We start from the raw sequence: 26532 nt of genomic DNA, 5'->3' as shown, positions 1-26532 counted from the left end.
GGAGACCTGGTGTCAGTGGAAGAAGTGATCGATCCGAGCGCCCACACCACGAAGTCGGAGACGCATCACAGCCTGCACGGCCGCCGTGACGCACTGTCTACCGTGTCGGCCGGCGACAGCGACCGTCGTCAGCGTGCTCAGCTCTTCGCTGCCCGCCCGCCCGCCTAGCTGAGCGCCAGCGAGAAAGGCGGTATGACTTGCTGCTCGTCGTAGCAGTTCCGCGTTTGCGGGGCTACCTGCACAAGGCGATCGCGCCCGTGGTTACAGATGTCGCCGCTTCGCTGTCAGAACGCGCTCTTCGTCGTCCCCCCGTCCACCCTCAGCGCCGCGCCCGTCGTCGCTGACGACAGCGGGCTGGCGACATAGGCGACCATCGCCGCCACTTCCTCCGGCGTCGAGAAGCGCTTGATCAGCGACGTCGGCCTCACCTTCTCGAAGAACTCCTTCTCGAACTCGGCAAAGCTCTTGCCTTCGGACTGCGCGAGCTGCTCGACGAAGTCGTTCACGCCGCGCGAGCGCGTGGGGCCGGGCAGCACGCTGTTGACGGTGATGCCGGTGCCGGCCAGTGATTCGGCCAGCCCGCGCGACACGGCGATCTGCGCGGTCTTGGTCATGCCGTAATGAATCATCTCGGCCGGGATCTGGATGGCGCTCTCGCTGGAGATGAAGATGATGCGGCCCCAGTCGGCCTGCTTCATCGCCGGCAGCACCAGCCGCGCCAGGCGCACGCCGCTGAGCACGTTGACGTCGAAGAAGCGCAGCCAGTCGGCGTCGGGGATCTCCTCGAAGGGCTTGGGCTCGAAGATGCCGAGGTTGTTGACGAGGATCTCGATGCCGGGGTGCTGGCGGACCAGCGCCTCGGCGACGTCGGCCTGGCTCAGGTCGCCGGCAAAGCCCAGCGCTTTCTGGCCGGTGGCGGCCTCGATGCTGGCCACGGCTTCGTCGACCGCCGCCTGCTTGCGCCCGTTGACGATGACGCGCGCGCCTTCGGCGGCCAGCGCCTGGGCAATGGCGTGGCCGATGCCGGCGGTGCTGCCGGAGACCAGGGCGAGGCGGTTCTTCAGTTGCAGGTCCATGGCAAGCCTTTCGATGCGAGTGGGACGGGTGTGGGTGTAGCCGATGCGGAACGCCCCGATTCGCGTTGGGGCTGTTCGGCACCGTGCTAGTGCAACGCGGTGGCGAGCCGGCCCAGATTTGTGCGCAGGGCTTGCATACAAGCCAGATAAACGCTGGCACGGAAGCTGCAAAGAGCCCGGCATGGGCATCTCGGCCACCGACATCAGCCAGCGCATCGTCGAAGCGGTGCTCGCGCAAAAGCTCGCGCCCGGCGCGCGGCTGGGCGAGCAGCAACTGGCGATGCTGTTCGACTGCAGCCGCACCATCGTGCGCGAGGCGCTCACCCGGTTGGCCGCGCGCGGCATCGTCACGGTCAGCGCGCGGCGTGGCTGGTATCTCATTTCGCCGTCGCAGGACGAGGCACGCGAAGCCTTCGAGGCACGGCGCGTCATCGAGCTGGGGCTGCTGCGCGGCGGCGCGCCGCTGGGCAAGCCGGCGCTGGCGCGGTTGAAGAAGCATCTGCAGCAGGAAAAGGCCGCGCTGCGGGGCGACGACGTCGGCACGCGCAGCTTCCTGCTTGGCGACTTCCACGTCTGCCTGGCCGAATGCCTGGGCAACGGCCTGCTGGCCGACACGCTGCGCGACTACACGGCGCGCACGACGCTGATCGCCATGCTCTACCAGTCCTCGCACGACGCGGCCGTGTCCTGCCAGGAGCACGTCGCCATCGTGGCCGCGCTGGAGCAGGGCGACCGCGCCCGCGCCGAGGCGCTGATGGCCGAACACCTGGCCAATGTGCAGGCCGCCCTGCGCCTGCCTGCCCTTCATGACCCGCTGGACCAGCTGCGCAGCGCGCTTGCACCGCTGCCGCAGCCGGCCCGCGAATCCGCCGACCCTCCCGCCGCCTACCTAGGAGCCTTGCTATGACCTCGAAGCTTTCCCGCCGCCTGCTGCTGACGCTGGCCACCGCCCTGCTGGCCACCGGCGCCCAGGCCCAGACCGCGCTCGACACGATCACCAAGAGCAAGACGATCAAGATCGCCATCCCGACCGACTACCCGCCCTACGGCTTCGTCGGCCCGGACATGGCGCCACAGGGCCTGGACGTGGCGATGGCCCAGCTCATTGCGGCCAAGCTTGGCGTCAAGGTGGAGCTGGTGCCGGTGACCAGCGCCAACCGCATTCCCTACCTGCAGACGAAGAAGGCCGACCTCGTCATCTCCACGCTGGGCAAGAACCCGGACCGCGAGAAGGTCATCAACTTCAGCGCGGCCTACGCGCCGTTCTTCCAGGCGGTGTTCGCGGCCAAGAGCCTGCCCATCAAGAGCTGGGCGGACCTGGGCGGCAAGAGCGTCGCCGTCACGCGCGGCGCGATGGAGGACCAGGAGCTGGCCAAGGTCGCGCCGGCCACGCTGGAATACAAGCGCTTCGAGGACAACAACGCCACCATCGCCGCCTTCGCCGCCGGCCAGACGCAGCTGTTGGCCACCAGCGCCGCCGTCGCCGGCAACCTGATGCAGCGCAACCCGGGCCTGAACACCGAATACAAGCTGCTGCTGAAGGACAGCCCCTGCTACGTCGGCGTCGCCAAGGGCGAGGACGCGCTGCTGGCCAAGGTCAACGCCATCATCGCGGCGGCCAAGGCGGCGGGCGAGTTGGAGGCGCTGTCGACGAAGTGGCTTGGGCGCGGTACCGGCGAGTTGCCGCTCTGACCATCAAGGCGCACCGCCATGATCACCTTCGACTTCCTCGCGGTGCTGGCCGAATGGCCGCTGCTGCTCAAGGGCCTGGCGTGGACGCTGGGGCTCACGCTGGTGTCCATGCCGCTGGGCCTGCTCATCGCCACGCTCGGTGCCTGGGCCCGCGCCAGCGGCCCCACCTGGCTGCGTCGGCTGCTGGGTGCCTACGTGGAGCTGCTGCGCAACACGCCCTTCATCGTGCAGCTGTTCTTCATCTTCTTCGGCCTGCCGGCCGCGGGCGTGAAGCTGTCGCCCGAGGTGGCCTCGCTGATCGCGATGACGCTGAACCTGGGCGCCTACGGCACCGAGATCCTGCGCGCCGGCATCCAGGCCACGCCGCGTGGGCAGTGGGAGGCGGCACAGAGCCTGGCGCTGAGCCCGGTGCAGGTCTTCACCCGCGTGGTGCTGCCGCCGGCGCTGCAGCGTGTGTGGCCGGCGCTGACGAGCCAGATCATCATCGTCATGCTGGGCTCGGCCGTCTGCGGGCAGATCTCCACCGAGGAGCTGAGCTACGCGGCCAACCTGATCCAGAGCCGCAACTTCCGCGCCTTCGAGGCCTTCATCATCGCGACGCTGACCTACCTCGCACTCGCGATGCTGGCGCGCCGGCTGCTGATGTGGGCCGGGCCGCGCTTCATCTTCGGCGTGAGGACCAGCCATGATTGAGTTCACTCTCTGGGACATCGTCCGCAACCTGCTGCTGGCGCTGCGCTGGACGGTGGCGCTGTCGCTCATCGCCTTCATCGGCGGCGGGCTGGTGGGCGGGCTGCTGCTGTGCCTGCGCCTCGGCCTGGGCGCCGGCACCCGGCGCGCCATCGCGCTTTATGTGCAGCTCTTCCAGGGCACGCCGCTGCTGATGCAGCTCTTCCTCGCCTACTTCGGTCTGGCACTGCTGGGCATCGAGGTGTCGGCCTGGACGGCCGCTGCGCTGGCGCTGACGCTCTACACCAGCGCCTACCTCGTCGAGATCTGGCGCGGCTGTGTCGAGGCCGTGCCGCGCGGCCAGTGGGAGGCGGGCCGCAGCCTGGCGCTGAGCTTTGGCGAGCAGCTGCGCCACGTCATCCTGCCGCAGGCGCTCAGGCTGGCCATCGCGCCCACCGTGGGCTTTCTCGTGCAGGTCGTCAAGGGCACGGCGCTGGCATCGGTCATCGGCTTCGTCGAGCTGACCAAGGCCGGCAGCATGATCTCCAACGCCAGCTTCAAGCCCTTCCTCGTCTTCGGCTGCGTGGCGCTGCTGTATTTCGCGCTGTGCTTCCCGATCAGCTACTTCGCACATCATCTGGAAGGCAAGAGCCATGCTCGCTGAAGTCCCTGCCGCATCCCTGGCCCCCATCGTCCGCATCACCGCGCTGCGCAAGTCCTACGGCGCGAACGAGGTGCTCAAGGGCATCGACCTCGACGTCGTGCGCGGCGAGGTCATCGCCATCATCGGCAAGAGCGGCTCGGGCAAGAGCACGCTGCTGCGTTGCATCAACGGGCTGGAGCAGTTCCAGGACGGCGCGCTCACCGTCAACAGCAAGCCGCTGCTGTACGAAAGCGCGATGGCCATGCGCACGCTGCGCCAGCAGGTGGGCATGATCTTCCAGGGCTTCAACCTCTTCCCGCACCTGAGCGTGGGCCGCAACGTGATGCTCGCGCCGACGCTGGTGAAGAAGCGCAGCGCCGGCGAAGCCGCCGAGCAGGCCCACAAACTGCTGGCCCGTGTGGGCCTGGCCGAAAAGTTCGACGCCATGCCCGACCAGCTCTCCGGCGGCCAGCAACAACGCGTGGCCATCGCGCGGGCGCTGGCGATGGAGCCGGCCGTGCTGCTGTGCGACGAGATCACGTCGGCGCTGGACCCGGAGCTGGTGGGTGAGGTGCTGCGCGTCGTCGAGAGCCTGGCCGACGAGGGCATGACGCTGCTGATGGTGACGCACGAGATGAACTTCGCCCGCAAGGTGGCAGACCGCGTCATCTTCATGCACCAGGGCCGCGTGCACGAGATCGGCCCGCCGGCCGAGCTGTTTACCGCGCCCAAGACACCCGAGCTGAAGCAGTTCCTGTCGTCACTGCACGACTAGGGCGTCGAGCAACGCGGCGGCACTGGGGGTGAGCTCACTGAAGCACACCAACAGCTGCCGCACGGCCCAGGCGTCGCTGAGCGGGCGGATGCGCACCTGCGGAGACGCCAGCCGTGCCGCAGTCAGCGCAGGCACGACGGCCACGCCGACGCCATCGGCCACCAGGCGCAGCAGCGCATCGAAACCCTGCACCTGAACCCGGTGGTGCAGGACGCGGCCGTGCTGCAGCGCGCGGGCCTGCAGGAAGCGACTCAAGCCCGCCTCCGCCGGCAGCCCGACGAAGGGGTGTGCCAGCAGCTCGGCAAAGGCGATGGCACGTGCGCGCCCTTTCACCAGCGCGGCGGGCAGCACGGCAACGAGCTCGTCCTGACGGAAAGGCCGCGTCGCCAATCCTTCGGTGTTGACGTAGTCAGCCACGATGCCGAGATCGGCGCGTTCCTGGCGCATCGCGAGCAGCGCGTCCTGGCTGTCCAGCTCGCGCAGCTCGACGTCGATGTCCGGGTGGGCCGCGAGGAAGGGGCCGAGCAACGGCGGCAGGTGCTCGCTGATGGCGGCCGTGTTGGACAGCAGCCGCACCGTGCTGCGCACGCCGTGGGCATGCGCGGTCATGCCGGCGTGCAGCGCCTCCATCTCGCGTTGCAGCCGGCCGGCGTGGCGCAGCAGCGTCCGGCCGGCGTCGGTCAATGTGACGCCCGTTTTGGCGCGCTGCATCAGCACGGCGCCCACGGCCTGCTCCAGCGCCTGCAGGCGCGCGCTGGCCGCCGCCAGCGACAGGTGCACGGCCCGCGCGCCGGCGGTGATGGTGCCCGCCTCGGCCACGGCGGCAAACAGGCGCAGGTCGAAGGGGTCGATGCGGTAATGCGGATTGCGCTCGGTCATGGCCATCCTTCGGCAATGCCAGAGGATATGCGCGGCGTTGCGCGATGGACGCGCCGTGGTGCCGCGCGGACCATGCCGGCATGGATGACATCGAATGGCTGTCCGCCGGCCTGCTGGGCTGGGTGGCGCTGACCTTTTTGCTGGCCGGCCTCGTCAAGGGCGTGTCCGGCATGGGCCTGCCCACGCTGGCGATGGCGTTGCTGAGCCTGCACCTGCCCGCGGCACCCGCTGCCGCGCTGATGCTGCTGCCGGCGCTGCTGACCAACGTGGCCCAGTGCATGGGCCCGCATGCGGCTGAGCTGTGGCGGCGGCTGTGGCCGCTGTGGACTGGCCTGTTGCTGGGCACGCTGTTCGCGCCGGTACCCAGCCTCGGTACGGGGCATGGCAGCGCGCGGCTGGCGCTGGGGCTCGTGCTGGCGGCCTATGGCGTGTTCGGGCTGTGCCGGCCGCGGCTGCCGGAGCCGGGTCGGCATGCGGGCTGGGTGGGCGCGCTGGCTGGCCTGCTCGGGGGCGCGGTCAGCGCGGCGACCGGCGTCTTCGTGCTGCCCATGGTGCCTTTCCTGCAATCCCTGCAACTGCGGCGGGGCGCGTTGATCCAGGCGCTGGGCATCAGCTTCATGCTGGCCTCCCTCGCCCTGGCGGCGCGGCTGGGCGGGCTGGATGCCGCGGCGCCGCCCGACCCCTGGGCCAGTGGCGTGGCGCTTGGAGCGGCGTTTGCCGGCATGGCGCTGGGCGCGCGCCTGCGCGAACGCCTCCCGGCATTGGTGTTCCAGCGGGCGCTGTATGCCATCTTCCTGCTGCTCGGCCTGCTGATGTTGCGGGCGTAGGGCCTGCAAGCTGAAGTTAGGCTTGCGGTTTCCGCAAGACACTCCGCCATGGCCATGAGCAGCAAGACCCCATCGACGACCACCCCACCGGCGGCGGCACTGATCGACGAGCGCATAGCCAGCCTCGGCGGCTGGCGTGCTGAAACGCTCGCCGCGCTGCGCGCGCTGATCCACGAGGCCGACCCCGACATCGTCGAGGAGTGGAAATGGAACAACCCGGTCTGGTCGCATGACGGCATCGTCTGCACCGGCGAGGCCTACAAGGCCGTCGTGAAGATGACCTTTCCCAAGGGTGCGTCGCTGGACGACCCGGCCGTTCTCTTCAACTCCAGCCGCGAAGGCAATGTGCGCCGCGCCATCGACGTTGAAGAGGGCGACAAGCTGAACAAGACCGCCTTGAAGACGCTGATCCGCGCCGCCGTGGCGGCCAACCAGGCAGCCCACCAGGCGGCGGCCAAGAAGACGGCGACCAAGAAGAAAAAGGCCTAGGCCTTCTTCTCCATCGCCGCCTTGTAGACGGACTGGCGCGGCTGGGCCATCAGCCGCCTGAGCATGGGCTCGAAGAACGCCAGCGGCAGCGCTTCGGCTTCAGGGTCGAAGGCCGGGTTGTCGTAGCGCTCGACGAACTCGGCCGTGCGCTCGAAATGCGGGTGGCCGCGGAACTGCTCGCGCATGTCGCGGTCCAGCCCGATGTGGTGGAAGAAGTTGTGGCCCTGGAAGATGCCGTGCTGCTGCACCATCCACAGGTTCTCCTCGGTCACGAAGGGCTTGAGGATGGCCGCGGCGATGTCCGGGTGGTTGAACGAGCCCAGCGTGTCGCCGATGTCGTGCAGCAGCGCGCAGCAGACGTACTCCTCGTCGCGCCCGTCGCGGTGGGCGAGCGTGGCGGTCTGCAGGCAGTGCGTGAGCCGGTCCACGGGGAAGCCGCCGAAGTCGCCGTCGAGCAGACGCAGATGGTCGAGCACGCGGTCGGGCAGGCTGCGCGCCATCTTCATCGCCTCCGGCACGATGGCGCCCCAGTCCTCGCGGGTGCTCTTGTCCATGCGGGTGAAGGTGGCGCGTGCGGTCATGGCGATTCCAGGTGGCGTGCGGAGATTCTGCGCCGCACGTTTGGGCCGGGCTGTCGCCTGCGCTACTGCCGCCCCTGCCCGCGGGCTTTCGTGTGCCGGCAATGTTTGTGTTGAATAAATAACATGATGTTATAAAGTAAACATCATGAAATGGCTGCTACTGATCCTCTCGCTGCCCACGGAGAACGCCGCCACCCGCATGCGGGTGTGGCGGGCGCTCAAGGCCTGCGGGGCGGCCGTGCTGCGCGACGGTGTCTACCTGCTGCCCGATTCGGCCGCGCATGCAGCGACGCTGAACGGCATTGCCGACGACCTGCGCCAGAACGACGGCACGGCCCATCTGCTCGGCACGGAGGCGGGCGATGCCCACTTCCCCGCGCTGTTCGACCGCAGCAGCGAGTTCGCCGGCCTGCTGGCCGACATTGCCGACGGCCGCCAGCGGTTCAGCGCCGAGCAGGCGATGGAGTCGGTGAAGCTGGCCCGCAAGCTGCGCAAAGCCTTTGACCAGCTCGTCGCCATCGACTTCTTCCCCGGCGAGGCCCAGCGGCAAGCCCAGGAGGCGCTGGAAGAGTTCGAGGGCGAGGCCAGCCAGCTGCTGTCGCCCGACGAACCTCGCGCGGCCGAGCGGAGCATCACGCCGCTGAATCGCGCCGACTACCAGGGCCGCCTCTGGGCCACGCGCGCCCGGCCCTGGGTGGACCGCATGGCCAGCGCCTGGTTGATCCGCCGCTTCATCGACCCCGAGGCCCGCTTCCTGTGGCTGAAATCGCCGGCCGACTGCCCGAAGAAAGCGCTCGGTTTCGACTTCGACGGCGCAACCTTCACCCACGTCGGCGCCCGCGTGACCTTCGAGACGCTGCTCGCCAGCTTCGGCCTGGAGACGCCGGCCCTGCTGCGCCTGGGCCTGCTCGTGCACAGCCTGGACGTTGGCGGCGTGCAGCCGCCCGAAGCCACGGGCGTTGAGCGCGTGCTGGCAGGCATGCGCGACGCCATCACCGATGACGACCAGCTGATGCAGGTCAGCGCCGGTGTCTTCGAGGGGCTGCTGACCGCCTTTCAGAACGCCGAGGAGAAACCATGAACGCCATCCCCCGGGATCTGCCCTTTGATCCGGCCGGCCTGAACGGCCTGTCGGAGCGGTTGCTGCGCAGCCACCACCAGAACAACTACGGCGGCGCGGTCAAGCGGCTGAACGCGATCCGCGCCCAACTGGGCAGCTCGACGCCCAGTGCCTTGCCGGGCTTCGAGCTGAACGGCCTCAAGCGCGAGGAACTGATCGCCGCGAACTCGATGCTGCTGCACGAGCTGTATTTCGACAGCCTCGGCGCGGCCGGGCAGGAGATGACCCCGGCCATGGCCTTGGCGTTCACAGGCAGCTTCGGCAGCGTCGAGCGCTGGCGCGACGAGTTCGTCGCGATGGGCAAAGCCCTGGGCGGCGGCTCGGGCTGGGTGTTGCTGAGCTTCCAGCCGCGCGAGGGCACGCTCGTCAACCAGTGGGCGGCGGATCACACCCACGCCCTGGCCGGTGGCTTGCCCATCCTCGCGCTGGACATGTACGAGCACGCCTACCACCTCGACCATGGCGCGGCGGCGGGCGCTTATGTCGATGCCTTCATGGCCAACATCGCCTGGGACAAGGTCTACGCGCGCTACCAGCAGGCGGTGCATTCGACGAGCGAAGGCCTGGCGGCCGACCTGGACCGCCTCGATCCGGCGCACTGCCTGGTGCTGGACGTCCGGCGTGCCGGCGTGTTCCAGCAGGCCGGCACGATGCTGCCGGACGCGCGCTGGTGCGACCCCGCGGCCGTGCAGGACTGGGCGGGCGAACTGCCCAGGGACCGGGACATCCTGGTCTATTGCGTCTACGGCCATGAGGTCGGGCGCTCGACGGCGATGAAGCTGCGCGCAGCCGGCGTGCGCGCGCATTTCCTGGCCGGCGGCATCGACGCCTGGGCCAAGGCGGGCCGCAGCGTGCAGCCCAAGGTGGCGCAGGCATGACTGACGTGCAGGCAGCGCCGCGCTACACGCTGTGGCAGCTCGTCGGCTACATGCTGGGCCTGGGCACCTGGGGTTTCGGCGGGCCGGTGGCGTTGGTCGGCTTCATGTACCGCGACCTGGTCGAGCGGCGGCAGTGGATCACCGAGGCCGACTACAAGGAGGGCATGGCCCTGGCCCAGCTGATGCCCGGGCCGCTGGCGGCGCAGCTGGCGATCTACCTCGGCTACGTGCACCACCGCGTGCTCGGCGCCACGCTGGTGGGCGTCGCCTTCGTGCTGCCATCCTTCCTGATGGTCGTTGCCATCGGTGCGGTCTACCGGGCCTATGGCGGCATCAGCTGGATGCAGGCCGTGTTCTACGGCGTCGGCGCGTCGGTGATCGGCATCATTGCGATGAGCGCCTGGAAGCTGACGACGAAGAACATCGGCAAGGACAAGCTGCTGTGGGCGATCTTCGCCGTGAGCGCCGCGGTGACGGTCATCACCAAGTCCGAGGTCGTGTGGCTCTTCCTCGGCTCGGGCGTGCTGGTGTGGCTGCTGCGCGCGCCGCCGAAGTGGTTCTCGCGCGGGCAGGTCAACAACGTCGCCACGCCCCTCGCGGCCTTCTTTGCCGTCGACACGCTGGACTGGCACAAGCTCGGCCAGATCGGCGCCTACTTCGCCTATGCGGGCAGCTTCGTGTTCGGCAGCGGCCTGGCCATCGTGCCCTTCCTGTACAGCGGCGTCGTGCAGGAGTACGGCTGGCTGACGGACCGGCAGTTTGTCGACGCCGTGGCCGTGGCCATGATCACGCCCGGCCCGGTCGTCATCACGACGGGCTTCATCGGCTACCTGGTCTCGGGCTTCTGGGGTGCTGTGGTTGCGGCGGCCGCCACCTTCGTGCCCTGCTATTTCTTCACCATCCTGCCGGCGCCCTACTTCAAGAAGCACGGCAAGCGGCCGGGCATCGTCGCCTTCGTGGACGGCGTGACGGCGGCGGCCATCGGCGCCATCACGGGCGCGGTCATCGTCATCGGCCAGCGCTCCATCGTCGACATCGCCACGGCGGCGCTGGCGCTGATGACCGCCGCGGTGCTGTGGCGCTTCAAGAAGCTGCCCGAGCCGTTGGTGGTCGCGGCGGCGGCCGTTGCCGGTCTGCTGCTCTACCCCTTGACCCACCAGGCCTGAGGAGGCGCCCATGGCTGCGCATCGCCCACCGTCGCTGGCCTTGCTGTATCCCGGCGACCGGGCGGCTCGCGGCCGCAGCGACCCCACGGAGAGTCGGTTTGCGGCTTTGTTCGACGCGTTCTCCGCGGCCGGTGTTGCCGCCGCGCCGGCCGTCTATCACGACGACTTCGCCGACGAGGTTGCCGCGCAGTTGCAGCGCGTCGACGGCGTTCTGGTCTGGTGCAACCCCATCGAGGCCGGCCGCCGGCGTGACCGGCTCGACGCGGTGCTGCGGCAGGTGGCCGATGCCGGCGTCTACGTCAGCACCCATCCGGACACCGTCCTCAAGCTCGGCACGAAGGACGTGCTTGTCGACGTGTGCGACCTGCCGTTCGGCAGCGACGCCGTCCGCGTCGACAGCCTGGCGGCGCTCGGGGCAGACCTGCCGCAGCGATTGCAGCGTGGCGCCCGCGTGCTCAAGCAGCACCGCGGGCAAAGCGGCAACGGCGTGTGGCGTGTCGAGGCCGTTGCCGGCTCACCGCTGATGAAGGTCCGCCACGCCCAGCGAGGCTGCGAGGAAGAGCTGCTGAGCATGCGGGAGCTGCAGCAGCGGCTGGCGCCGTACTTCGAGGTGGAGAGTGGCGGGCACATGGTCGACCAGGCCTGGCAGCCGCGCCTGGTGGAGGGCATGGTGCGCGCCTATCTCGTCGAGGACCGCGTTGCGGGCTTCGGGCACCAGGCCGTCAACGCACTTCATCCGGCGACCGGCAGCGAGCCGCCGCCGGCGCCCAGCAAGCGGCTCTACCACCCGGCCGACCTGCCGCAGTTCCAGGCGCTGAGGGCGTTGCTGGAGGGGCAGTGGATCGACCTGCTCCGCCAGCGTGTCGGCCTGAGCCGGGCTCAGCTGCCGATGCTGTGGGACTGCGACTTCATGTTCGGCGAGCTGCCGGGAAGCCATGTGCTGTGCGAGATCAACGTCAGCAGCGTGTCGCCGTTTCCGCCATCGGCGATCGGGCCGCTTGTCGACGCCGTCAGGAAGCAGCTTGAACGCGGCGCCGTCTGAAGCGTCGCATCGTGTTCGAAGCCAACAACCCGCAACCGGTCAAGGCACCCAGTGGATCTTGCCGCGCAGCGCCGCGGTGCCGCCTTCGCAATGCTGCTCGAAGCGCAGGTCCAGCGCGGCGAGCTGGCCGTTGACGAAGCTGATGCTGTCCACGGCGAACCAGCCGCTCAGCGTGTTGCAGCCCCGGCCCTCGCCGCCCCAGTTCAGGCCACCACGCGTCGCGTTGTTGAAGGGGTAGCGCTGCAGGTTGCCGTAGTAGCCGGGCTGCAGCTGGGCGAGGCTGTTCATGCCGATGAAGTCGCCCGTCCAGGACTGGTCGCCGCGGACCGAGACGGTGAGCTTGCGGCCGTCCAGCGTCACGCCCAGCACCGCGTTGCTGCGGGTGTAGGTGCTGGTGCGGCCGGCGCCGATGTAGTCGCCTGAGTCGCTGGCCAGATAGACGTAGGCACCGGTGGCCGGCGTGGCGTTGGCGGCAGGCGCCCAGAGGTCGGCCGGCGGCGGGTTGACGGGCCCGGGCGGCGTGGTGCGGTCGCTGGCCTCCCAGTGCACCTTGCCGCGCAGCGCCGGGCCGCCGCCTTCGCAGTGCTGCTCGAAGCGCAGGTCCACCGAGGCCAGCTGGCCGTTGACCAGGCTGAGGCTGTCGATGACGAACCAGCCGCTCAGCATGTTGCAGCCTCGGCCTTCGCCGCTCCAGTCCATGCTGCCGCGGGTGGGGTTGCCGAAGGGGTAGCGCATCAGCTTGCCGTAGTAGCCGGGCTGAAGGTCGGCAATGGCGTTCATGGCTTGGAAGTTGCCGCCCCACATCTGGTCGCCGTTGACCGACACGGTGAGCATGCGGCCGTTGAGGCTCACCCCCAGCACGGCGTTGATGGGCGTGTAGGTGGCGGTGCGGCCGGCGCCGATGTAGTCACCGGCGTCGCTGGCAAGGTGGACGTAGCTGCCGCTGGCCGGTGTGGCGCCGGCAGCCGGTGCCCACAGGTCGGCGGGCGGCGGCGTGACCGGGCCGGCAGGCGCGGTGCGGTCACCGGCCTCCCAGTGGATCTTGCCGCGCAGCGCGGGCGTAGCGCCTTCGCAATGCTGCTCGAAGCGCAGGTCCAGCGCGGCCAGCGTGCCGTTGACGAAGCTGACCTTGTCCACCACGAACCAGCCGGTCTGGGTGTTGCAGCCGCGCCCGTCGCCGCTCCAGTCGAGGCCGCCGCGCGTGGGGTTGAAGAAGGGATAGCGCTGCAGGTTGCCGTAGTAGCCGGGCTGCAGCGTGGCCACGCCCTGCATGGCCTGGAAGCCGCCCGTCCAGCTCTTGTCGCCTGTGACGGCCACCGAGGCGTGGCCGCCCGAGACGTTGACGGTCAGCACCGCGTCGGCCTGCGTGTAGGTGTGGCTGCGGCCGCTACCGATGTAGTCGCCTGCATCGCTCTGCAGGTAGACGTAGTTGCCGGTGGCCGGCGTGCTGCCGGCGGCGGGCGCCCACAGGTTGGCGGGCGGCGGGTTCACTGGCCCGGGCGGCGCGGTGGTGTCGCTGGCGTACCACTTGATCTGGCCGCGCAGTGCGGGCGTGGCGCCCTCGCAGTGCTGCTCGAAGCTCAGCTCCACGGCGCTGAGCGCACCCGCCACGTAGGTGGCGCTGGTGATGGTGAAGCTGCCGGTCAGCGTGTTGCAGCCTGCACCGTTGCCCGTCCAGTCCAGCCCGCCCGCGGTGGGGTTATGGAAGGGGAAGCGCTTGAGGCCGCTGAAGGTGCCGGGCTGCACCTGGCTGTAGCTGTCGGGCAGCTGGAAGTTGCCGTACCAGGTGTCGTCGCCGGCCACCTGCACCATCAGGCGGCCACCCACGGCGCTGACCGTGAGGTTGGCCGTGGCGCGCGTGTAGCTGTAGCTGCGGCCTGCGCCGACGAAATCGCCGGCCTCGCTTTGCAGCGAGACGACGCTTTGCCCCGGTTGGATGACGGGTGCCGGCACGTAGGCCGTGAGCTGCACGGCAGCGGCGTTGTTGGTGTCAGACGGATCGCCCAGGGTGGTAGCCATCATCACGTTGGCGATGCTGCCGCTGACGCCGCCCAACACCGTGGCCGGCACGGTGAACACGAGGCTGCCTCCTTTGGGCATGCGGGGCAGGCGCATCGAGGGGCTGAGGATGTCCGGGCAGGCGGCGCCGCCACCGGCGCTGCAGCTGAGCGTTCCCAGGGTTTGGAAGTCGCCGAGGGTGTTGGTGACGATCACGTCGCGCGCTTCGTCGGGCCCGGCGTTGCTGACTGTCATCGTGTAGGTGGCCGTGCTGCCGGCTGCCACCGGCGCGGTGGGGCCGCTGCCGGTGACGCTCACGTCCGCCGTGTAGGCCTGGATGGCGGCGGGCGCGGTGTTGTCGGTGGTCACCGCGTCGTTGCCGGCCTGCACGGCGGGCATGCTGGTCAGCGTGCCGCTGGCGCCGGGCGGCAGGTTCACGCTGAGCAGCAGCGTGAGGCTGGCCTTGGCAGGCAGATCGGGCAGGGCGATGCTCGCGGCTGCGGACGACAGGGGGCAGGCGCCGCCGCCCGCTGCGGTGCAGGCAAAGCCGCTGAGGGTCAGGCCCGGGGCGAGGTTGGGCGCGAGGCTGACGCCCGTGGCCGCCGCGGCGCCGGTGTTGCTGACCGTGACGGTGAGCGTCGTGCCGCTGCCGCTGGGCACGGGTTCGGCGGGTGTGGAGGCCGCAAGGCTCACGCTGCTGGTGGCCGGCGTCACCACAGGCGGTGGGGCAGGTGTGGCGCTGCCGGATCCGCCACCGCCGCAGCCCACCAACAGCCACCCTGCCACGATGGTCGCGGCCCAGGTCTTGAATCCTGAAGTCATGAAGTCCTCCCTCGCACGCTCCTTGTGGTGGAGCTTTTGCTAATGCAATCTTGCTGCGGCGGATTCTAGATACGGCTTGAGCGCATTGCGGGTCGGCTGGAGTCCGGCGGGACGGCCGGCAGCACCAGCGAAATGACGCTGCCGCCGCCGTCGCGGTTGGCGGCCCAGATGCGGCCGCCGTGGGCCTGGGCGATGCTTCGGCAGATGGCGAGCCCCAGGCCGGTGCCGCCGGCGGCGTTCTTGGTGGCGCTGGACTGCACGAAGGCCTCGAAGACGCTCTCCAGCTCGTCCGGCGGGATGCCGGGGCCGCGGTCGGCCACGTTCACGCGCACCTCGCCTGAACTGTCGTGGCGGGCGGTCAGCTCGATGCGGCCGCCCTCGGGCGAGAAGCGGATGGCGTTGGCCAGCAGATTGCGCAGCAGTTGCTGCATGCGCAGCGGGTCGGCCAGCACGACGAGGTCGCCGTCGCCGAGTTGCGCGTCCATCTCCAGCTGGCGCGCGGCCAGCAGCGGCACCAGCTCGCGCACAACCTCCAGTGCCAGCGGGCGCAGATCCACGTGGTCGGGTTGTATGGGCTCGATGCCGCGCTCGATCTTGCTCAGGTCCAACAGGTCGTTGACGAGGCTGAGCATGCGCTGGCCGGCGCGGTGCACGTCGTTGAAGAACTCGGCCAGGCGCGGCTGTTCGCGCGCGCGCAGCATGCCGAGCTCGGAGAAACCGAGGATGGACTGCAGCGGCGTGCGCAGCTCGTGGCTGACGTTGGCAATGAACTCGGACTTGGCCCGCGAGGCTTCCAGGGCGGCGTCGCGGGCGGCGCGGGTGGCGCGCTCGGCCTCGCGGAAGTCGCTGATGTCCATGAAGCAGACGACGATGCCCATGGGCCGGCCGTGGGCATCGGGGAAGGTGGACTTGCTGACCAGCAGGTCGCGCTGGCGCCCGTGCTGGCCTTGCCAGGTGGTCTCGTAAGTCAACTCGCCGCCGTGCGCCAGCAGCACGGCATCGCGGGCATCGTGCACGGCCGCTTCCTCGGGACGCAGATAGCTGGCGGCCTTGCGGCCCAGCACCTCGTCGCGGCGCCGGCCGGTGAACTGTTCCCAGGAGCGGTTGACGTCGAGGTAGCGGTTGTCGGTGTCCAGCACCGACATCGGCAACGGGCTGCTGGCCAGCAGCGAGCGCGCGAGGCCGAGTTGGGCGCGCAGCTCGGCCTGCGCACGCATCAGCCCGCTGACGTCGGCGGCGCTGCCCACCCATTCCAGCAGGTCGGTCTGGCGCCGCAGCGGCACGACGTTGATCTCGAAGCTGCGCGCCGTGCCCTCGGGCGTCACCCAGTCGGCGCGCACCTGGCGTGGCCTGGCTTCCTGGGTGTCGTCGGCGGCGAACAGCGCCGCCACCGCGGGCGAGCCGCCGAACAGTTCCTGCAGCGGCCGGCCCTGCACCTGGGCCACCGATTGGCCGCTGATGCGGGCGTAGCCCTCGTTGATGAAGGTCACGCAGCCGGCCGCGTCGGTCCGGAACAGCAGCTCCTGCACGCTGCCGAAGATGGCGCTGAGCTCGCGCTCGCGCTCCACGATCTGGCGATGGGCCTGGCCGAGCTCGGCCTGCGAGCGCTCGCGCCCGCGCAGCGCCGCCGCGCCCACCGCAGACAGCCCCAGCAGCGCCGCCGCGATGCCCAGCGCCGGCAGGCCCAGGTCGAGCGCCGTGGCCCGCCACTGCTTGAGCAGCTCGGCCTGCGGCAGTTCAACGAGCACGACCAGCGGGCGGGCGCGCAGAGCCCGGTAGGCGCCGAGCTGCTCGGCCTCGCGCAGGCCAGGGCCTGCCCACCTGCCGCGCTCGCTGCCGGCGCGCACGAGCGCGAGCGGGCTGGTGGGCGTCTGCAACGAGGCCACGCGCTCGCCGGCAAGATGGTCGGCGCTGTCGGTGACGGCGAGCAGCCGGCCCTCCATGTCGACCAGCGCGGCGGCGGCGCGCGGGTCGTTCAGCGTCAGCTGCTGGAAGTTGGCCAGCGCATCAGGGTTCAGTAGCGCCACCAGCAAGGCGGGGCGGCCTTCGCCGCCGTTGCCGGTCAGCTTCAGGCCGTGCAGCAGCGGGATGAAGCCGACGCCGCGCGGCGCGGCCGGGGCCGTGCCCGCGCTGGCCAGGCCGGCCAGGCTGCGTGCGGCGACGAAGCCGCCCACGGCATCGCGGCCGGCGGCCGGCCAGGGGCCGAGGGATGCGGGGGAGATCTGCGCGCCGCGGTCGGTCGGGTCGGCAGCGGCGAGCACGCGGCCGCCTTCGTCGAGCAGGGCAACGCCGCGCAGGAAGCCCAGGCTTGCCTGGGTCTGGCCCAGCAGGGCCTGCAGCACCTCGGGTGGGGAGCCGCGCTCGGCCATGTCGGCCAGGCCGGCCAGCGCGATCTGCGCTGCGTCGAGGCTGCGGCTGGCGTGGTCTTCGAGCACGCGGGCGAGCAGCGCCTGCTGGGCGGCGGTCTCGACCTCCTGCTCGCGCTTCTCGCGCCACAGGCTGTAGGCCGTGCCGGCCAGCAGCATGGCCGCGAGCAGGATGCCGGCGCCGGCGGTGATGATGCTCGGTCGCCAGCGGCTGCTGTGGGGCATCGAGCTAGCAGCCGTCGTTGGGTGCGGCCGGGGTCAGGCGCAGGCCTCGGGCCGCGCGGTGTCGATGCCGTCGCGCAGCGCGATCAACTGCGTCGCATGGGCGAGGAAGGCGGCCACGATGGTGGGGTCGAAGGCGCTGCCGGCCTGCTCGGCCAACATGGCCAGCGCGCGGTCATCGGCGCGCGCGGGGCGGTAGCTTTGGGGCATGGTCAGGGCGTCGAAGTAGTCCACCACGGCAACGATACGCCCGGAAAGAGGAATCTCCTCGCCCCGCAGGCCTTGCGGGTAGCCGTTGCCGTCCCAGCGCTCACGGTGGTGCAGGGCGATCTCGGCGGCCAGCGCGAACAGCGGCAGGCTGGAGCCGCCCAGCAGCGCGGCTCCGCGGCGCGGCTGGGTGCGCAGAAGCTGCTGCCGCTCGACGGCCGTCAGCGGTGATGCGGTGGGCCGGGCACCTTGCTCGCCCACGTCATGCAGTGGCGCGGCCTGGCGCAGCAGGCGGGCGCTGTCGGCATCGCAACCCAGCTGCAGGGCCAACGCCTCGGCCAGGCGGCCCAGCCGCACGCGATGGGCCCTCGTGGCTTGGTCCGCCGGGGGCGGCGTGAACGAAACGCAGGCAGACAGCGGCGGCATCGACGGAGCGGTTTGACGCTCGGGCGGGGCGAGGGCGGCGAGGGGCGGCATGACGGCTCCGGGAAGGACGCTGAATTGTCCAATGCGGATGTTTTTATCAAATACAGTGTTTTGCGCAAGTCCCATCGAATTCGGCAAAATATCGCGCTGTGAATCCCACGACAACCGCTCCCGATACCTGCTCGACCACCGAGGCCGCGCAGCGCCTGGGCATGGCGGTGCGCTCCGTGCAACTGATGGTGGACCGCGGCGAGCTCCAGGCCTGGAAGACGCCTGGCGGTCATCGCCGCATCCAGCGCAGCTCCCTGGACGCGTGGCTGGCTTCCCGCGGCGGCCTTGCGTCGACGACGCCGCCTGCGACCGGTGGCCCTGCCGCTGGCCGGCCGCTGACGCTGCTGCTCATCGAGGACTCGGTCCACTTCCAGAACCTCATCAGCCTGGTCGTCAAGCGCGAGTTGCCGGACGCCCAGCTCCATGTGGCGTCGGACGGCATCGCGGGGCTGGCGATGGCCGGCCGGCTCGAGCCCGACGTGCTGCTGATCGACATCCTGCTGCCCGGCATCGACGGCGCGGCGCTGATCACCAGCCTGCGCTCGCATCCGCAGTTCGCGCGCAGCCGGCTCATCGTCGTCACCGCGCTCGACGAGGCCCAGCGGGCGCCCTATGCCTTTGCGCTGGCCGACGTGCCGCTGGTGCACAAGACGAGCCTCGTCATCGACCTGCCGCCGCTGCTGGCCCAGGCCACGGCCGCCTTGGCCGCGCTGCCGGCCTGACCGGGCGGCAGCGGACCCGGCTTGCCCATGAGCCCTGCGCGCCTGTTGCTGATCGAGGACGACGCCTCCATCGCGCGCTTCATCGAGCTTGCACTGGAGGTGCTCCCCGACCATGACGCCTCCGCACCCGCCGTCGAGCTGACCGTCGTGCCCCGCCTGAGCCAGGCGCGCACGGCACTGGCGGCCGGTGGCTGGCAGCTGGTCATCAGCGACCTGATGCTGCCCGACGGTTCGGCCGAGATCCTGCTGGCCGAGGGGCTGGCGCTGGCTGCCGGTGCGCCCCCCTGGGTGGTGTTCAGCGCCGGTGTGCAGGAGGAGCGGCGCAACGCCCTGGCCTCGCGCGGCGTCGCACGCACGCTGCGCAAGCCCGTGCCGCTGGCCGAGCTGCTGGACACCATCGCCGGGCTGTTGCGCACTGGCCAGGCGGCGCCGCTCGATGCCGCACCACCGGCCGTGAGCGTGGACCCGGTGCACCAGCATTTCGGCGGGGATCGGGCGCTGTACGAGAACTTTCGCCGAGGCTGCGTCGAACGCTTTGCCGATGACATCGCCCAGGGTGAGGCCGCCGTCGCCGCGGGTGACGCCCCCGCGCTGCGGCGCGTTGCCCATGGCCTGAAGGCCGTGCTTGAGCTGATCGGCGAACCCGCGCTGGCCGCCCAGGCCCGTGCGTTGGAGAACGCCGCGGCCGCCTGTGGTGCAGGCCAGCCGCTGCCCCAGGGCTGGGGGCCGCTGGCCCGCGGGCTGGCCGAATTGCGTGTTGGTGGCGCCTAACGCCGCGGTGCGTCAGGGGCGCGCAGTATTTGGCAAATTCAACCCAGACCCCACGCGTTCCGGGTGGGCGTATTGATCGTCAATATCAGTAGATTTGCTAATCTCTGCGCCAAGAGATGTTTTATCCCTGCCATGTCCACCTGTCGAATGCCCCGCCACTTACCTCAGCGCCACACGATTCACCGCGCTTTGAAGGAGGCGGCATGACAACGAGCCAAGTCCTCTACGTGGAGGACGACCCGGTCAATGCGATGTTGATGCAGGGCATTCTTGAACTGCGGCCGGGCTACGCCTTGCGCGTGGCACGCAGCGGCGCCGAGGCCAAGCGCCTCGTCACGCAGGGCCGCTTCGATTTGCTGCTTTGCGATCTTCACCTGCCCGACATCGGCGGCGGGGAGCTGCTGGCCCAGCTGCGCGCTGCCGGCCTGCCCGAAGGCGTGCCGGCCCTGTTGGTGACGGCCGAGTCCGAGTTCGTGGCCGCCCAGCTGGCCCGCCACCATGGCTACGACGGCCACTGGACCAAGCCGCTGGACGTGGCCGCCACGCTGCGCAGCCTGGAGGCTTGGTTGGCCCCTCGCTCGGTCCCGCCGCGCTGAACGCGGGCGAGCCCATCGCCCAAGGCGGCCGGCGCCCGGCCCGTAAGCCGGACGTGCCCCGGACGGGGCCTGATACAAATCTTTGCCCATCGGCCACACGGACTTGCGTGAGTGGGGCGATTCTTCGGTGCCAGACACCGGAGGCCGCCCATGACAAACCGTCGCTTTGTGCTCAGCAGTGGCGCCGCGTTTGCCGGCGCCCTGATGCTGGCCCGCCGCGTGCCTGCTGCGGCGCTGAATGTCACGCCGCTGAGCGCCGATGAGCGCGCCCTGCATGCGCTGAACCGCCTGGGCTACGGCCCCCGCCCTGCCGACGCGGCCGCGATTGCCGCGCAGGGGGCCGACAAATGGCTGGATCGCTTCCTGAGCGAACAGCTGGAGCCGCGCCGCCTGCCGCAGCCCGAGGCGCTGACCGCGCGCCTGGCCGGCCTGGACGTGCTCAAGCTCGGCCAGGCCGAGCTGCTGGGGCGCTACCGCGAGGCCGTCAAGGCCGCCCGCGAGGCCCGGCGCGAGAAGGCCCAGGGCATGGCGCCCGAGGCCGATGCGATCAACGCGGTGCGCGACAAGATCCGCCCCCTCGTCGGCCAGGCGGCCACGGCCCGCTTGTCGCGTGCGCTGCAAAGCCCGGCCCAGCTCGAAGAGGTGCTGACCGAGTTCTGGTTCAACCATTTCAATGTCTTTGCCGGCAAGAACGCGGTCGGCGTGCTGGTGGCCGACTACGAGCAGCGCGCCATCAGGCCCCACGTGCTCGGGCGCTTCCGCGACATGCTGGGCGCCACGGCCACGCACCCGGCGATGCTGATCTACCTCGACAACGCGCAGAGCGTCGTCGCCGGCTACGAGCCGCCGCAGCGGGCGAAGCGCTTCCTCGCCGAGCGCCCGGAGCTCAAGGCGCGTGTGCCCAGCGGCCTCAACGAGAACTACGCCCGCGAGCTGATGGAGCTGCACACGCTGGGCGTGGACGGCGGCTACACGCAGCGCGACGTGACCGAGCTCGCGCGCATGCTGACCGGCTGGGGCCTGGACTCGCGCAAGGCCCTGGTGGGCGGCACGGGCGATCTTTTTGCCTTCGATGCGCGCAAGCACGATGCTGGCAGCAAGACCTGGCTCGGCCAGGTCGTGCGTGGCGCAGGCCAGGCCGAGGGCGAGCATGCGCTGGACGTGCTGGCCGCCCACCCGGCCACGGCCCGCCACCTCGCCACCAAATTCGCTCAGGCCTTTGTCTCGGACGACCCGCCGGCAAGTCTCGTGCAGAAGCTGGCCGACAACTTCAAGGCCACAGGCGGCGACCTGCGCGAGTTCACGCGCACGCTGATCCGCGCCGACGAGTTCTGGAGCCGCGAGGCCTACCAGGCCAAGTTCAAGACGCCCTACCAATACCTGCTGTCCAGCCTGCGTGCGCTGGACTTGCCGCCGGCCAACCCGCAGAACCTGCTGGCCGCCCTGGCCCAGGCCGGCCAGGCGCTGTTCGGCGCGGCCACGCCCGATGGCTACAAGAACACGGCCGCCGCCTGGCGCAACCCCGAGGCGCTGACGCAGCGCGTGCAACTGGCAACGACGTTAGGTCAACGAAGCGGCGTCAGCCCCGAGCGGCTGACCAGCACGCTCGGTGCATCAGTGAGTGAGCCGACTCGCCGCACGCTGGCCGCCGAGCCCGCGGGCCAGCAGGTGGCGCTGCTGCTCGCCAGCCCTGACTTCATGAAGAGGTGACCGCCATGCTCCGTCGTCAACTCCTCCACTTCGGCGCCTTCACCCTCGGCGGCCTGCCCGTGTCGCTGGTACAGGCCCAGGGTGGCACCCAGAAGAAGCTCGTCGTCGTCATGCTGCGTGGTGCGGTGGACGGCCTCTCCGTCGTCGCGCCCTACGGCGAGCGCGAGTACGCCGCCAACCGCCCGCAGATCGCGCTTAGCCCGCCTGGCGCCGAGGACGGTCTCATCAAGCTCGACTCGCTGTTTGGCCTGCACCCGTCCTTGAGCCCGCTGAAGCGCCATTGGGACGGTGGCCAGCTCGCCTTCGTGCATGCCAGTGGATCGCCCGACCCGACGCGCTCCCACTTCGACGCCCAGGACTATCTCGAGTCGGGAACGCCGGGCCGCAAGTCCACGCCCGATGGCTGGATGAACCGGCTGCTGACCGCACTGCCCGGAGAACCCGCGCCGACGCGGGCCATCTCCCAGGGCAGCACGCCGCCGCGCATCTTTGCCGGCACCGCCAGCGTCGCCAGCCTGGGCCTGGGGCCCAACGCCATGCAGCGCCGCGCCATCGACGACCCGCAGATGCAGGCCGGCCTGGCCAAGCTCTACGCCAACGACGCTCAGCTCAGCGGCACGCTGCGCGACACCACGCAGGGCCGCGGCGAGATGGCTCGAAGCATGGCCTCCGGCGGCGAAGGCAAGTCCATGGACCCGAACGCCGACGCCGGCGCCCCGTCCGCCCGCAGCTTTGCGGCCGATGCGCGGCGCCTGGGCCAGTTGATCCGCAATGACGCCCACACCCAGCTCGCCTTCACGGCCGTGGGCGGGTGGGACACGCACGTCAACCAGGGCGCCGCCCGCGGCCAGCTCGCCAACCGGCTGGCCAGCCTGGGCGAGGGGCTGGACGCGCTGAGCGTGGGCCTGGGCGACTCGCTGAAGGACACCGTCATCGTCGTCGTCAGCGAGTTCGGCCGCACGCTGCGCCAGAACGGCAACGGCGGCACCGACCACGGCCGCGGCAATGTCATCTGGCTGCTCGGCGGCCCGGTGGCGGGCGGGCAGGTGCTGGGCGAATGGCCGGGGCTGGACGCCGGCGCGCTGGCCGACGGCCGCGACCTGGCCGTGCGCACCGACTTCCGCCAGGTGCTGACGCCGCTGCTGCAACGCCATCTGGGCCTGTCGGAAACCGCACTGGCAACAGTGTTTCCGCAAGGCCCGCAAACTTGGCGTTATGCGGACAAGCTGCTGCGTGCCTGAGGCATGCAGCAGCCGCGTTCTAACGGATGGGAGAACGACATGATGCGAAGCGCTTCCTCGTTGTTCGGGCTGTGCCTGTGGGGCGCGGTGCTGGCTTACTGCTTCCTCGTGCTGACCGGCGTGTCCTGAGCGCGGCGCCTGTCACACGAACGAAGTCATCCAGCCGTGTAGCACGGGGCGCTGAGGCTGGCAGCATTACGCCACCTCCGGCCGCCTGCGTGGCCTCTACACGGTGCAGGGCCCAGGTACACCTGGCGGCTGGACTTCAAGGAACTGGCCCAGAAGGTTCAGATCCAGTGGGTGAACGAAGACCTCGTCTTCCTGCGCGCCTGGTGGGCGCGCATCGTGTCGACCGAGCTGCTGTTCGAGCTCAGCAGCGGCCGCTTCATCTATGCCAAGGAGGCGAACTACGGCTCGATGGTCCAGCCTTGCGAGGAGCTTCAGGCGAAGCAGCCTTGGAGTTCGTGAATCAACTCGGCCACGTTGGCAACTTCCAGCTTTTCGTAGACCGAACGGATCTGGTTTCTCACGGTCGCCGGTGAGCGGTCGACTGCCTGGGCGATTTCCTTGTGCGTCAAGCCCTTGGCCAGCAGCGTGGCGATCAAGCCTTCGCGAGCAGACAGGAGGTCGGCTTTGCAGGCGCTGCGGCTGTTGAGGAAAAGCAATCCGTGCTCGTGCTTGCAGGAAATTACGACCCGCGAGCCGCGGTACTCGTGCGCGCCCGACTTGAAGCAATCCAACACGACGGCCGGTAGAAAAGTCGATTTCCAGTCGGGCCATTCCTGCGACAGCTGCTGCGCGAATCTCGGTTCGCTGTGACAGACCAGGCCACGCGTATCGGCAATCGCGCAGCCCTTGTGGCTGACCGAGCCTGCCGTCTTGCGCATGTGCTGGATGCGATTGAAGCTCAATGCCTGCAGCAAATGGGGCGCCAGCATGTCCAGCGCCAAGCGCTCTTCCTCCGAGCATTGGTGATCCGGCGCCGCGCGGTAAAGGCTGATCCATTGCGCGCAGCGGGCGTCGGGATTGGCTGATGCCGTGATCAGCACGTTCTGATGCTCGAAACGGCGAAGGAATTCGAGAAAGGCACGTTGCCGTTGCCCGCTGAAATCGGTTGGTGCATGAAAGCGCCGCGTTTCGCCCGGTGCCACGAACACGGACGCGCATACAGCGTCACTCTGTTTGAGTTCCTCGTAGGCCAACAGCATCTCGGCCGGTTCCCGGTGCCGATGGATCGCCTGGGGCGCTAAACCCTCTTGGCTTGCTGTCGCGGTCTGCCACATCGCCGTGTCGAACGGTATGAACCCCCTCAAAAGATCCAGCACGTCATCCTGAAACTCCGAAGCTGCCGACTCCTGCGAAAGCCGGTAGAGCCGTAGCAGGACATCGTGAAAGGTGTCGGGGCGTTGGCGCTGTAGGTTCGCCATGGCAATCAATAGCTCATTTGCACTATGGGTGGCGGGCGTGCCGGCGGCGAGGATTCATGCCGTGAGGACAGCGGGCGATTTTGCCTTCTGCCAGGCCGAGCCATTGAACTGTTGAGCAAGCAGGAGAACATGTATCCGACCCAAGCGGTGCCGACGCTGCCGAGCTATCCCCCACCTGAGCGCCAGTCGCCAGACCAGGTGTCCGCATCCGGCGCCCGTCAGGTGTTGGCCGCCCTACCTCAGCCCATGTTCGTCACAGGCACCGACTGCCGCCTGCTGTTTGGCAACCGCAGTGCCGAGGGCATGCTGCGCGACGGGCGCGCCCGTGAAAGTGCAGGGTGCTTGACGCAGATAGGCCAACTCGATGCCTTGCGGCTGATGCCTTCACTGCGATTGGCCGAGGCGGGCTCGTCCTCCAGCGTCGGCCTTTGGTTCACGCCTGGGATCACCACCGGCTGGATGCACTGCCAACCCATGCCCAGGGAGCTGGCGCGCAATGCCCGCTGGCACCTGGGTGCCGTGCTGCTGGTCGTCCACATGGACCAACCCGCACTGACGCAGGCGGCCCGCATCGACGCACTCGCGCGCCACAGCCGGCTCAGCGCCGCGGAGCGCCACGTGTTGATGCTGCTGGCGGACGGAATGACGGTGGAGACGGCCGCAGCTCACCTCCGCCTGAGCCCGTCGACGCTGCGCAGCCATGTCCGCAACCTGCTCGGCAAGACGCAGGCATCCTCGCTGATGCAGTTGCTACGTTGGACAGGCTCGGCCCACGCGCTGCCGCACTGAGCCGAGCCTTCAGGCGAAGTAGCCCAGGTTCTTCACGCTGAAGTTGGCCAGGTGGGGGAAGACGCCGCCGAGGTCGGCCGCGCCGACGCCCAACCAGCTCGCCAACGTGGCACTCATCTGATCCACCGCCGTGGTCGGCAACCAGCGGCCCTCGTCGCCGACGTCATCCGGCCCGCCCAGCGCCAGCTGCGGCATGCGGCCGTAGAGCCCGCCCTTGACGGCGCCGCCCAGCACGAAGTGATGGTTGCCCCAGGCATGGTCGGTGCCGCCGCCCGACGCGGGTTGCAGCGTGCGCGCGAAGTCGCTGGCGGTGAAGGTCGTCACCGCGTTGGCAACGCCGAGCTGCTGCATCGCGTCGTAGAAGGCCTTCAGCGCCGGGCCGAGGTCGCTGAACAGCGCCTGCTGCTGGTTGATCTGGTCGTTGTGCGTGTCGAAGCCCCCCAGGGAGACGAAGAACAGCTGCCGCGTGACGCCCAGGCCCGAGCGGCCTTCGATCATCTTGGCCACCGTCAGCAGCTGCTGGGCGATATTGCTTCCCAGGCCGTTGAACAGGCCGGCCACGCTGCCGGTACCCGACAGCGCGGTGTTCAGCGCATTGCTGGCCCTGATGGCCTGGTTGAGCACGCTGGCCGCGGCGCGTTCCTCGGCGTTGGCATAGGGCTGTTGCAGCAGGCTCTGGTAGAGCTGGTAGAGCGGGCTGGCACTGGGGTTGCTGCCGAAGCCCTTGATGGCGAAGCTGTTGCCGGAGCCGACGGTCAGGCCCTGGCTGGTCGCGCCGTTCATGAAGACGTTGTTGCCGCTGACCGAGAGCGCCATGGGCACGACGCCGTTGGAAGCCTGCAGGTCCGCCACGCGTCCGCCCCAGCCCGTCGTCGACGTGGCAGCGTTGCCGCTGAAGGACTGGCCGCGCTGCCACTGGTCCTGCTGGTCGTCGTGGGAGAACAGGTTGGTCGGCCGTTGGGCGTTGGCCGCGTTGAATTCGGCCTTGGTCATGGGCCTCACGAGCGGGCCGACGTTGGCCTGCACGGCCAGATGGCCCTGGTTCCAGATGTCGGCCAACGGCGTCAGCGCAGGGTGCAGGCCCACGCCGCCGCCGTTCAGCGGCGCGAGGGACGACTGCGGCAGCGTCAACCCGCCGGCGCCGGCCGTGCCGCGTGCCTTGGCATAGGCGGCGTAGCCGGCTGCGTCGGTCGGGATGACCATGTTGTTGCCGTCGTTGCCGCCGTACAGGAAGACGCAGACGAGGGCGCGGTAGTCGCTGCCGATCAGCGGTGCGGCCAGTGAGGGCAGGGCGGACGCGCCAGCGAAGGCCGCGGCGTGGGAGAGCAGATGGCGTCGGGACAGCAT

Annotated in this window: 27 protein-coding genes; 19 read left to right on the top strand and 8 right to left on the bottom strand. The window is 69.7% G+C overall.

Annotation, left to right across the window (positions count from 1 at the left end):
* Positions 1 to 9: 9 nt before the first annotated feature.
* Positions 10 to 168 carry a hypothetical protein gene (locus AC07V5_RS01255; protein ID WP_495113659.1) on the top strand — a complete coding sequence of 53 codons (159 nt, stop codon included), beginning with the start codon at positions 10 to 12 and terminating at the stop codon, positions 166 to 168.
* Positions 169 to 284: 116 nt separating this feature from the next.
* Here AC07V5_RS01255 and AC07V5_RS01250 read toward each other — a convergent pair whose 3' ends face one another.
* Complete coding sequence (locus tag AC07V5_RS01250; RefSeq protein ID WP_495113658.1) at positions 285 to 1076, bottom strand: SDR family NAD(P)-dependent oxidoreductase; 792 nt, start codon at positions 1074 to 1076, stop codon at positions 285 to 287.
* Between the two features lie 181 nt (positions 1077 to 1257).
* Here AC07V5_RS01250 and AC07V5_RS01245 point away from each other — a divergent pair, with 181 nt between their 5' ends.
* The 5 genes from AC07V5_RS01245 to AC07V5_RS01225 are packed head-to-tail and all read left to right on the top strand — an operon-like array spanning position 1258 to position 4855.
* Positions 1258 to 1983 carry a GntR family transcriptional regulator gene (locus tag AC07V5_RS01245; RefSeq protein ID WP_495113657.1) on the top strand — a complete coding sequence of 242 codons (726 nt, stop codon included), beginning with the start codon at positions 1258 to 1260 and terminating at the stop codon, positions 1981 to 1983.
* The gene (locus tag AC07V5_RS01240) at positions 1980 to 2768 is read left to right on the top strand and encodes a transporter substrate-binding domain-containing protein (RefSeq protein WP_495113656.1); all 789 of its coding nucleotides are present in this window, start codon (positions 1980 to 1982) and stop codon (positions 2766 to 2768) included. Before AC07V5_RS01245 ends, AC07V5_RS01240 begins: the two co-directional genes overlap by 4 nt.
* Before the next feature lie 18 nt (positions 2769 to 2786).
* On the top strand, positions 2787 to 3461 hold the full coding sequence (locus tag AC07V5_RS01235) for an amino acid ABC transporter permease (RefSeq protein ID WP_495113655.1): 675 nt from the start codon (positions 2787 to 2789) through the stop codon (positions 3459 to 3461).
* The gene (locus AC07V5_RS01230) at positions 3454 to 4101 is read left to right on the top strand and encodes an amino acid ABC transporter permease (RefSeq protein WP_495113654.1); all 648 of its coding nucleotides are present in this window, start codon (positions 3454 to 3456) and stop codon (positions 4099 to 4101) included. Before AC07V5_RS01235 ends, AC07V5_RS01230 begins: the two co-directional genes overlap by 8 nt.
* Positions 4091 to 4855, top strand: coding sequence for an amino acid ABC transporter ATP-binding protein (locus AC07V5_RS01225; protein WP_495113653.1), 765 nt, complete (start codon positions 4091 to 4093; stop codon positions 4853 to 4855). The genes AC07V5_RS01230 and AC07V5_RS01225 overlap by 11 nt, the downstream gene beginning before the upstream one ends.
* On the opposite strand, the gene AC07V5_RS01220 is transcribed toward AC07V5_RS01225, so the two are convergent.
* Positions 4841 to 5734 (bottom strand): LysR family transcriptional regulator, encoded by an 894-nt coding sequence (locus tag AC07V5_RS01220; protein ID WP_495113652.1) that lies wholly within the window; start codon positions 5732 to 5734, stop codon positions 4841 to 4843. The genes AC07V5_RS01225 and AC07V5_RS01220 overlap by 15 nt on opposite strands.
* A gap of 80 nt (positions 5735 to 5814) precedes the next feature.
* On the opposite strand from AC07V5_RS01220, the gene AC07V5_RS01215 reads away from it, so the two are divergent.
* Together AC07V5_RS01215 and AC07V5_RS01210 are read left to right on the top strand one after the other, a co-directional pair.
* A complete protein-coding gene (locus tag AC07V5_RS01215; protein ID WP_495113651.1) occupies positions 5815 to 6561 on the top strand; it encodes a TSUP family transporter in 747 nt (248 codons plus the stop codon).
* 54 nt (positions 6562 to 6615) lie between these two features.
* Complete coding sequence (locus AC07V5_RS01210; protein WP_495113650.1) at positions 6616 to 7050, top strand: DUF1801 domain-containing protein; 435 nt, start codon at positions 6616 to 6618, stop codon at positions 7048 to 7050.
* Here the strand turns inward: AC07V5_RS01210 and AC07V5_RS01205 are convergent.
* Positions 7047 to 7631 carry an HD domain-containing protein gene (locus AC07V5_RS01205; protein ID WP_495113649.1) on the bottom strand — a complete coding sequence of 195 codons (585 nt, stop codon included), beginning with the start codon at positions 7629 to 7631 and terminating at the stop codon, positions 7047 to 7049. The genes AC07V5_RS01210 and AC07V5_RS01205 overlap by 4 nt on opposite strands.
* Before the next feature lie 145 nt (positions 7632 to 7776).
* On the opposite strand from AC07V5_RS01205, the gene AC07V5_RS01200 reads away from it, so the two are divergent.
* Genes AC07V5_RS01200 through AC07V5_RS01185 form a run of 4 tightly spaced genes read left to right on the top strand, consistent with a single transcriptional unit; the run spans position 7777 to position 11837 of the window.
* Complete coding sequence (locus AC07V5_RS01200) at positions 7777 to 8712, top strand: chromate resistance protein ChrB domain-containing protein (RefSeq protein WP_495113648.1); 936 nt, start codon at positions 7777 to 7779, stop codon at positions 8710 to 8712.
* Positions 8709 to 9629 (top strand): Fe-Mn family superoxide dismutase, encoded by a 921-nt coding sequence (locus tag AC07V5_RS01195; protein ID WP_495113647.1) that lies wholly within the window; start codon positions 8709 to 8711, stop codon positions 9627 to 9629. The genes AC07V5_RS01200 and AC07V5_RS01195 overlap by 4 nt, the downstream gene beginning before the upstream one ends.
* Positions 9626 to 10795, top strand: coding sequence for a chromate transporter (locus AC07V5_RS01190; protein WP_495113646.1), 1170 nt, complete (start codon positions 9626 to 9628; stop codon positions 10793 to 10795). The genes AC07V5_RS01195 and AC07V5_RS01190 overlap by 4 nt, the downstream gene beginning before the upstream one ends.
* Before the next feature lie 10 nt (positions 10796 to 10805).
* Positions 10806 to 11837 (top strand): Cj0069 family protein, encoded by a 1032-nt coding sequence (locus AC07V5_RS01185; protein ID WP_495113645.1) that lies wholly within the window; start codon positions 10806 to 10808, stop codon positions 11835 to 11837.
* Positions 11838 to 11876: 39 nt separating this feature from the next.
* Here the strand turns inward: AC07V5_RS01185 and AC07V5_RS01180 are convergent, their stop codons facing one another.
* From AC07V5_RS01180 to AC07V5_RS01170, 3 genes are all read right to left on the bottom strand, one after another.
* Positions 11877 to 14657: a hypothetical protein gene (locus AC07V5_RS01180; RefSeq protein ID WP_495113644.1), complete on the bottom strand. Its 2781-nt coding sequence runs from the start codon at positions 14655 to 14657 to the stop codon at positions 11877 to 11879.
* Between the two features lie 65 nt (positions 14658 to 14722).
* Positions 14723 to 17248, bottom strand: a complete 2526-nt coding sequence (locus AC07V5_RS01175; RefSeq protein WP_495113643.1) for an ATP-binding protein — start codon at positions 17246 to 17248, stop codon at positions 14723 to 14725.
* 33 nt (positions 17249 to 17281) lie between these two features.
* Positions 17282 to 17929 (bottom strand): HD-GYP domain-containing protein, encoded by a 648-nt coding sequence (locus AC07V5_RS01170; protein WP_495113642.1) that lies wholly within the window; start codon positions 17927 to 17929, stop codon positions 17282 to 17284.
* A gap of 98 nt (positions 17930 to 18027) precedes the next feature.
* On the opposite strand from AC07V5_RS01170, the gene AC07V5_RS01165 reads away from it, so the two are divergent.
* The 6 genes from AC07V5_RS01165 to AC07V5_RS01140 all read left to right on the top strand — a co-directional run bounded on the left by AC07V5_RS01165 (position 18028) and on the right by AC07V5_RS01140 (position 23437).
* Positions 18028 to 18651, top strand: a complete 624-nt coding sequence (locus tag AC07V5_RS01165) for a helix-turn-helix domain-containing protein (protein WP_495113641.1) — start codon at positions 18028 to 18030, stop codon at positions 18649 to 18651.
* A gap of 27 nt (positions 18652 to 18678) precedes the next feature.
* Positions 18679 to 19422: an Hpt domain-containing protein gene (locus AC07V5_RS01160; protein WP_495113640.1), complete on the top strand. Its 744-nt coding sequence runs from the start codon at positions 18679 to 18681 to the stop codon at positions 19420 to 19422.
* A 203-nt stretch (positions 19423 to 19625) separates the two neighbouring features.
* Complete coding sequence (locus AC07V5_RS01155; protein ID WP_495113639.1) at positions 19626 to 20018, top strand: response regulator; 393 nt, start codon at positions 19626 to 19628, stop codon at positions 20016 to 20018.
* Between the two features lie 150 nt (positions 20019 to 20168).
* Entirely contained in the window at positions 20169 to 21728 is a 1560-nt protein-coding gene (locus AC07V5_RS01150) for a DUF1800 domain-containing protein (protein ID WP_495113638.1), read from the top strand.
* Positions 21729 to 21733: 5 nt separating this feature from the next.
* Positions 21734 to 22969, top strand: coding sequence for a DUF1501 domain-containing protein (locus AC07V5_RS01145; protein ID WP_495113637.1), 1236 nt, complete (start codon positions 21734 to 21736; stop codon positions 22967 to 22969).
* Positions 22970 to 23269: 300 nt separating this feature from the next.
* On the top strand, positions 23270 to 23437 hold the full coding sequence (locus tag AC07V5_RS01140; protein WP_495113636.1) for a hypothetical protein: 168 nt from the start codon (positions 23270 to 23272) through the stop codon (positions 23435 to 23437).
* On the opposite strand, the gene AC07V5_RS01135 is transcribed toward AC07V5_RS01140, so the two are convergent.
* Complete coding sequence (locus tag AC07V5_RS01135) at positions 23410 to 24396, bottom strand: helix-turn-helix transcriptional regulator (protein WP_495113635.1); 987 nt, start codon at positions 24394 to 24396, stop codon at positions 23410 to 23412. The two genes, AC07V5_RS01140 and AC07V5_RS01135, sit on opposite strands and share 28 nt — an antisense overlap.
* 129 nt (positions 24397 to 24525) lie before the next feature.
* On the opposite strand from AC07V5_RS01135, the gene AC07V5_RS01130 reads away from it, so the two are divergent.
* A complete protein-coding gene (locus AC07V5_RS01130) occupies positions 24526 to 25185 on the top strand; it encodes a helix-turn-helix domain-containing protein (protein ID WP_495113634.1) in 660 nt (219 codons plus the stop codon).
* A 9-nt stretch (positions 25186 to 25194) separates the two neighbouring features.
* Here AC07V5_RS01130 and AC07V5_RS01125 read toward each other — a convergent pair whose 3' ends face one another.
* Positions 25195 to 26532, bottom strand: a complete 1338-nt coding sequence (locus tag AC07V5_RS01125; RefSeq protein ID WP_495113633.1) for a DUF1501 domain-containing protein — start codon at positions 26530 to 26532, stop codon at positions 25195 to 25197.

Source organism: Roseateles sp. GW821-FHT02E12, assembly GCF_059421665.1.
The sequence above is the reverse complement of the archived record's forward strand: the minus strand, read 5'-3'. Positions and strand labels throughout refer to the sequence as shown.

Bases quoted from the DNA above. Each gene is read 5' to 3' on its own strand.
- AC07V5_RS01220 (WP_495113652.1), bottom strand. From the start codon at position 5,734: ATGACCGAGCGCAATCCGCATTACCGCATCGACCCCTTCGACCTGCGC.
- AC07V5_RS01235 (WP_495113655.1), top strand. From the start codon at position 2,787: ATGATCACCTTCGACTTCCTCGCGGTGCTGGCCGAATGGCCGCTGCTG.
- AC07V5_RS01230 (WP_495113654.1), top strand. From the start codon at position 3,454: ATGATTGAGTTCACTCTCTGGGACATCGTCCGCAACCTGCTGCTGGCG.
- AC07V5_RS01155 (WP_495113639.1), top strand. From the start codon at position 19,626: ATGACAACGAGCCAAGTCCTCTACGTGGAGGACGACCCGGTCAATGCG.
- AC07V5_RS01205 (WP_495113649.1), bottom strand. From the start codon at position 7,631: ATGACCGCACGCGCCACCTTCACCCGCATGGACAAGAGCACCCGCGAG.
- AC07V5_RS01175 (WP_495113643.1), bottom strand. From the start codon at position 17,248: ATGCCCCACAGCAGCCGCTGGCGACCGAGCATCATCACCGCCGGCGCC.
- AC07V5_RS01145 (WP_495113637.1), top strand. From the start codon at position 21,734: ATGCTCCGTCGTCAACTCCTCCACTTCGGCGCCTTCACCCTCGGCGGC.
- AC07V5_RS01185 (WP_495113645.1), top strand. From the start codon at position 10,806: ATGGCTGCGCATCGCCCACCGTCGCTGGCCTTGCTGTATCCCGGCGAC.
- AC07V5_RS01225 (WP_495113653.1), top strand. From the start codon at position 4,091: ATGCTCGCTGAAGTCCCTGCCGCATCCCTGGCCCCCATCGTCCGCATC.
- AC07V5_RS01135 (WP_495113635.1), bottom strand. From the start codon at position 24,396: ATGGCGAACCTACAGCGCCAACGCCCCGACACCTTTCACGATGTCCTG.
- AC07V5_RS01170 (WP_495113642.1), bottom strand. From the start codon at position 17,929: ATGCCGCCCCTCGCCGCCCTCGCCCCGCCCGAGCGTCAAACCGCTCCG.
- AC07V5_RS01190 (WP_495113646.1), top strand. From the start codon at position 9,626: ATGACTGACGTGCAGGCAGCGCCGCGCTACACGCTGTGGCAGCTCGTC.
- AC07V5_RS01125 (WP_495113633.1), bottom strand. From the start codon at position 26,532: ATGCTGTCCCGACGCCATCTGCTCTCCCACGCCGCGGCCTTCGCTGGC.
- AC07V5_RS01195 (WP_495113647.1), top strand. From the start codon at position 8,709: ATGAACGCCATCCCCCGGGATCTGCCCTTTGATCCGGCCGGCCTGAAC.
- AC07V5_RS01215 (WP_495113651.1), top strand. From the start codon at position 5,815: ATGGATGACATCGAATGGCTGTCCGCCGGCCTGCTGGGCTGGGTGGCG.
- AC07V5_RS01245 (WP_495113657.1), top strand. From the start codon at position 1,258: ATGGGCATCTCGGCCACCGACATCAGCCAGCGCATCGTCGAAGCGGTG.
- AC07V5_RS01250 (WP_495113658.1), bottom strand. From the start codon at position 1,076: ATGGACCTGCAACTGAAGAACCGCCTCGCCCTGGTCTCCGGCAGCACC.
- AC07V5_RS01160 (WP_495113640.1), top strand. From the start codon at position 18,679: ATGAGCCCTGCGCGCCTGTTGCTGATCGAGGACGACGCCTCCATCGCG.
- AC07V5_RS01210 (WP_495113650.1), top strand. From the start codon at position 6,616: ATGAGCAGCAAGACCCCATCGACGACCACCCCACCGGCGGCGGCACTG.
- AC07V5_RS01150 (WP_495113638.1), top strand. From the start codon at position 20,169: ATGACAAACCGTCGCTTTGTGCTCAGCAGTGGCGCCGCGTTTGCCGGC.
- AC07V5_RS01240 (WP_495113656.1), top strand. From the start codon at position 1,980: ATGACCTCGAAGCTTTCCCGCCGCCTGCTGCTGACGCTGGCCACCGCC.
- AC07V5_RS01130 (WP_495113634.1), top strand. From the start codon at position 24,526: ATGTATCCGACCCAAGCGGTGCCGACGCTGCCGAGCTATCCCCCACCT.
- AC07V5_RS01200 (WP_495113648.1), top strand. From the start codon at position 7,777: ATGAAATGGCTGCTACTGATCCTCTCGCTGCCCACGGAGAACGCCGCC.
- AC07V5_RS01180 (WP_495113644.1), bottom strand. From the start codon at position 14,657: ATGACTTCAGGATTCAAGACCTGGGCCGCGACCATCGTGGCAGGGTGG.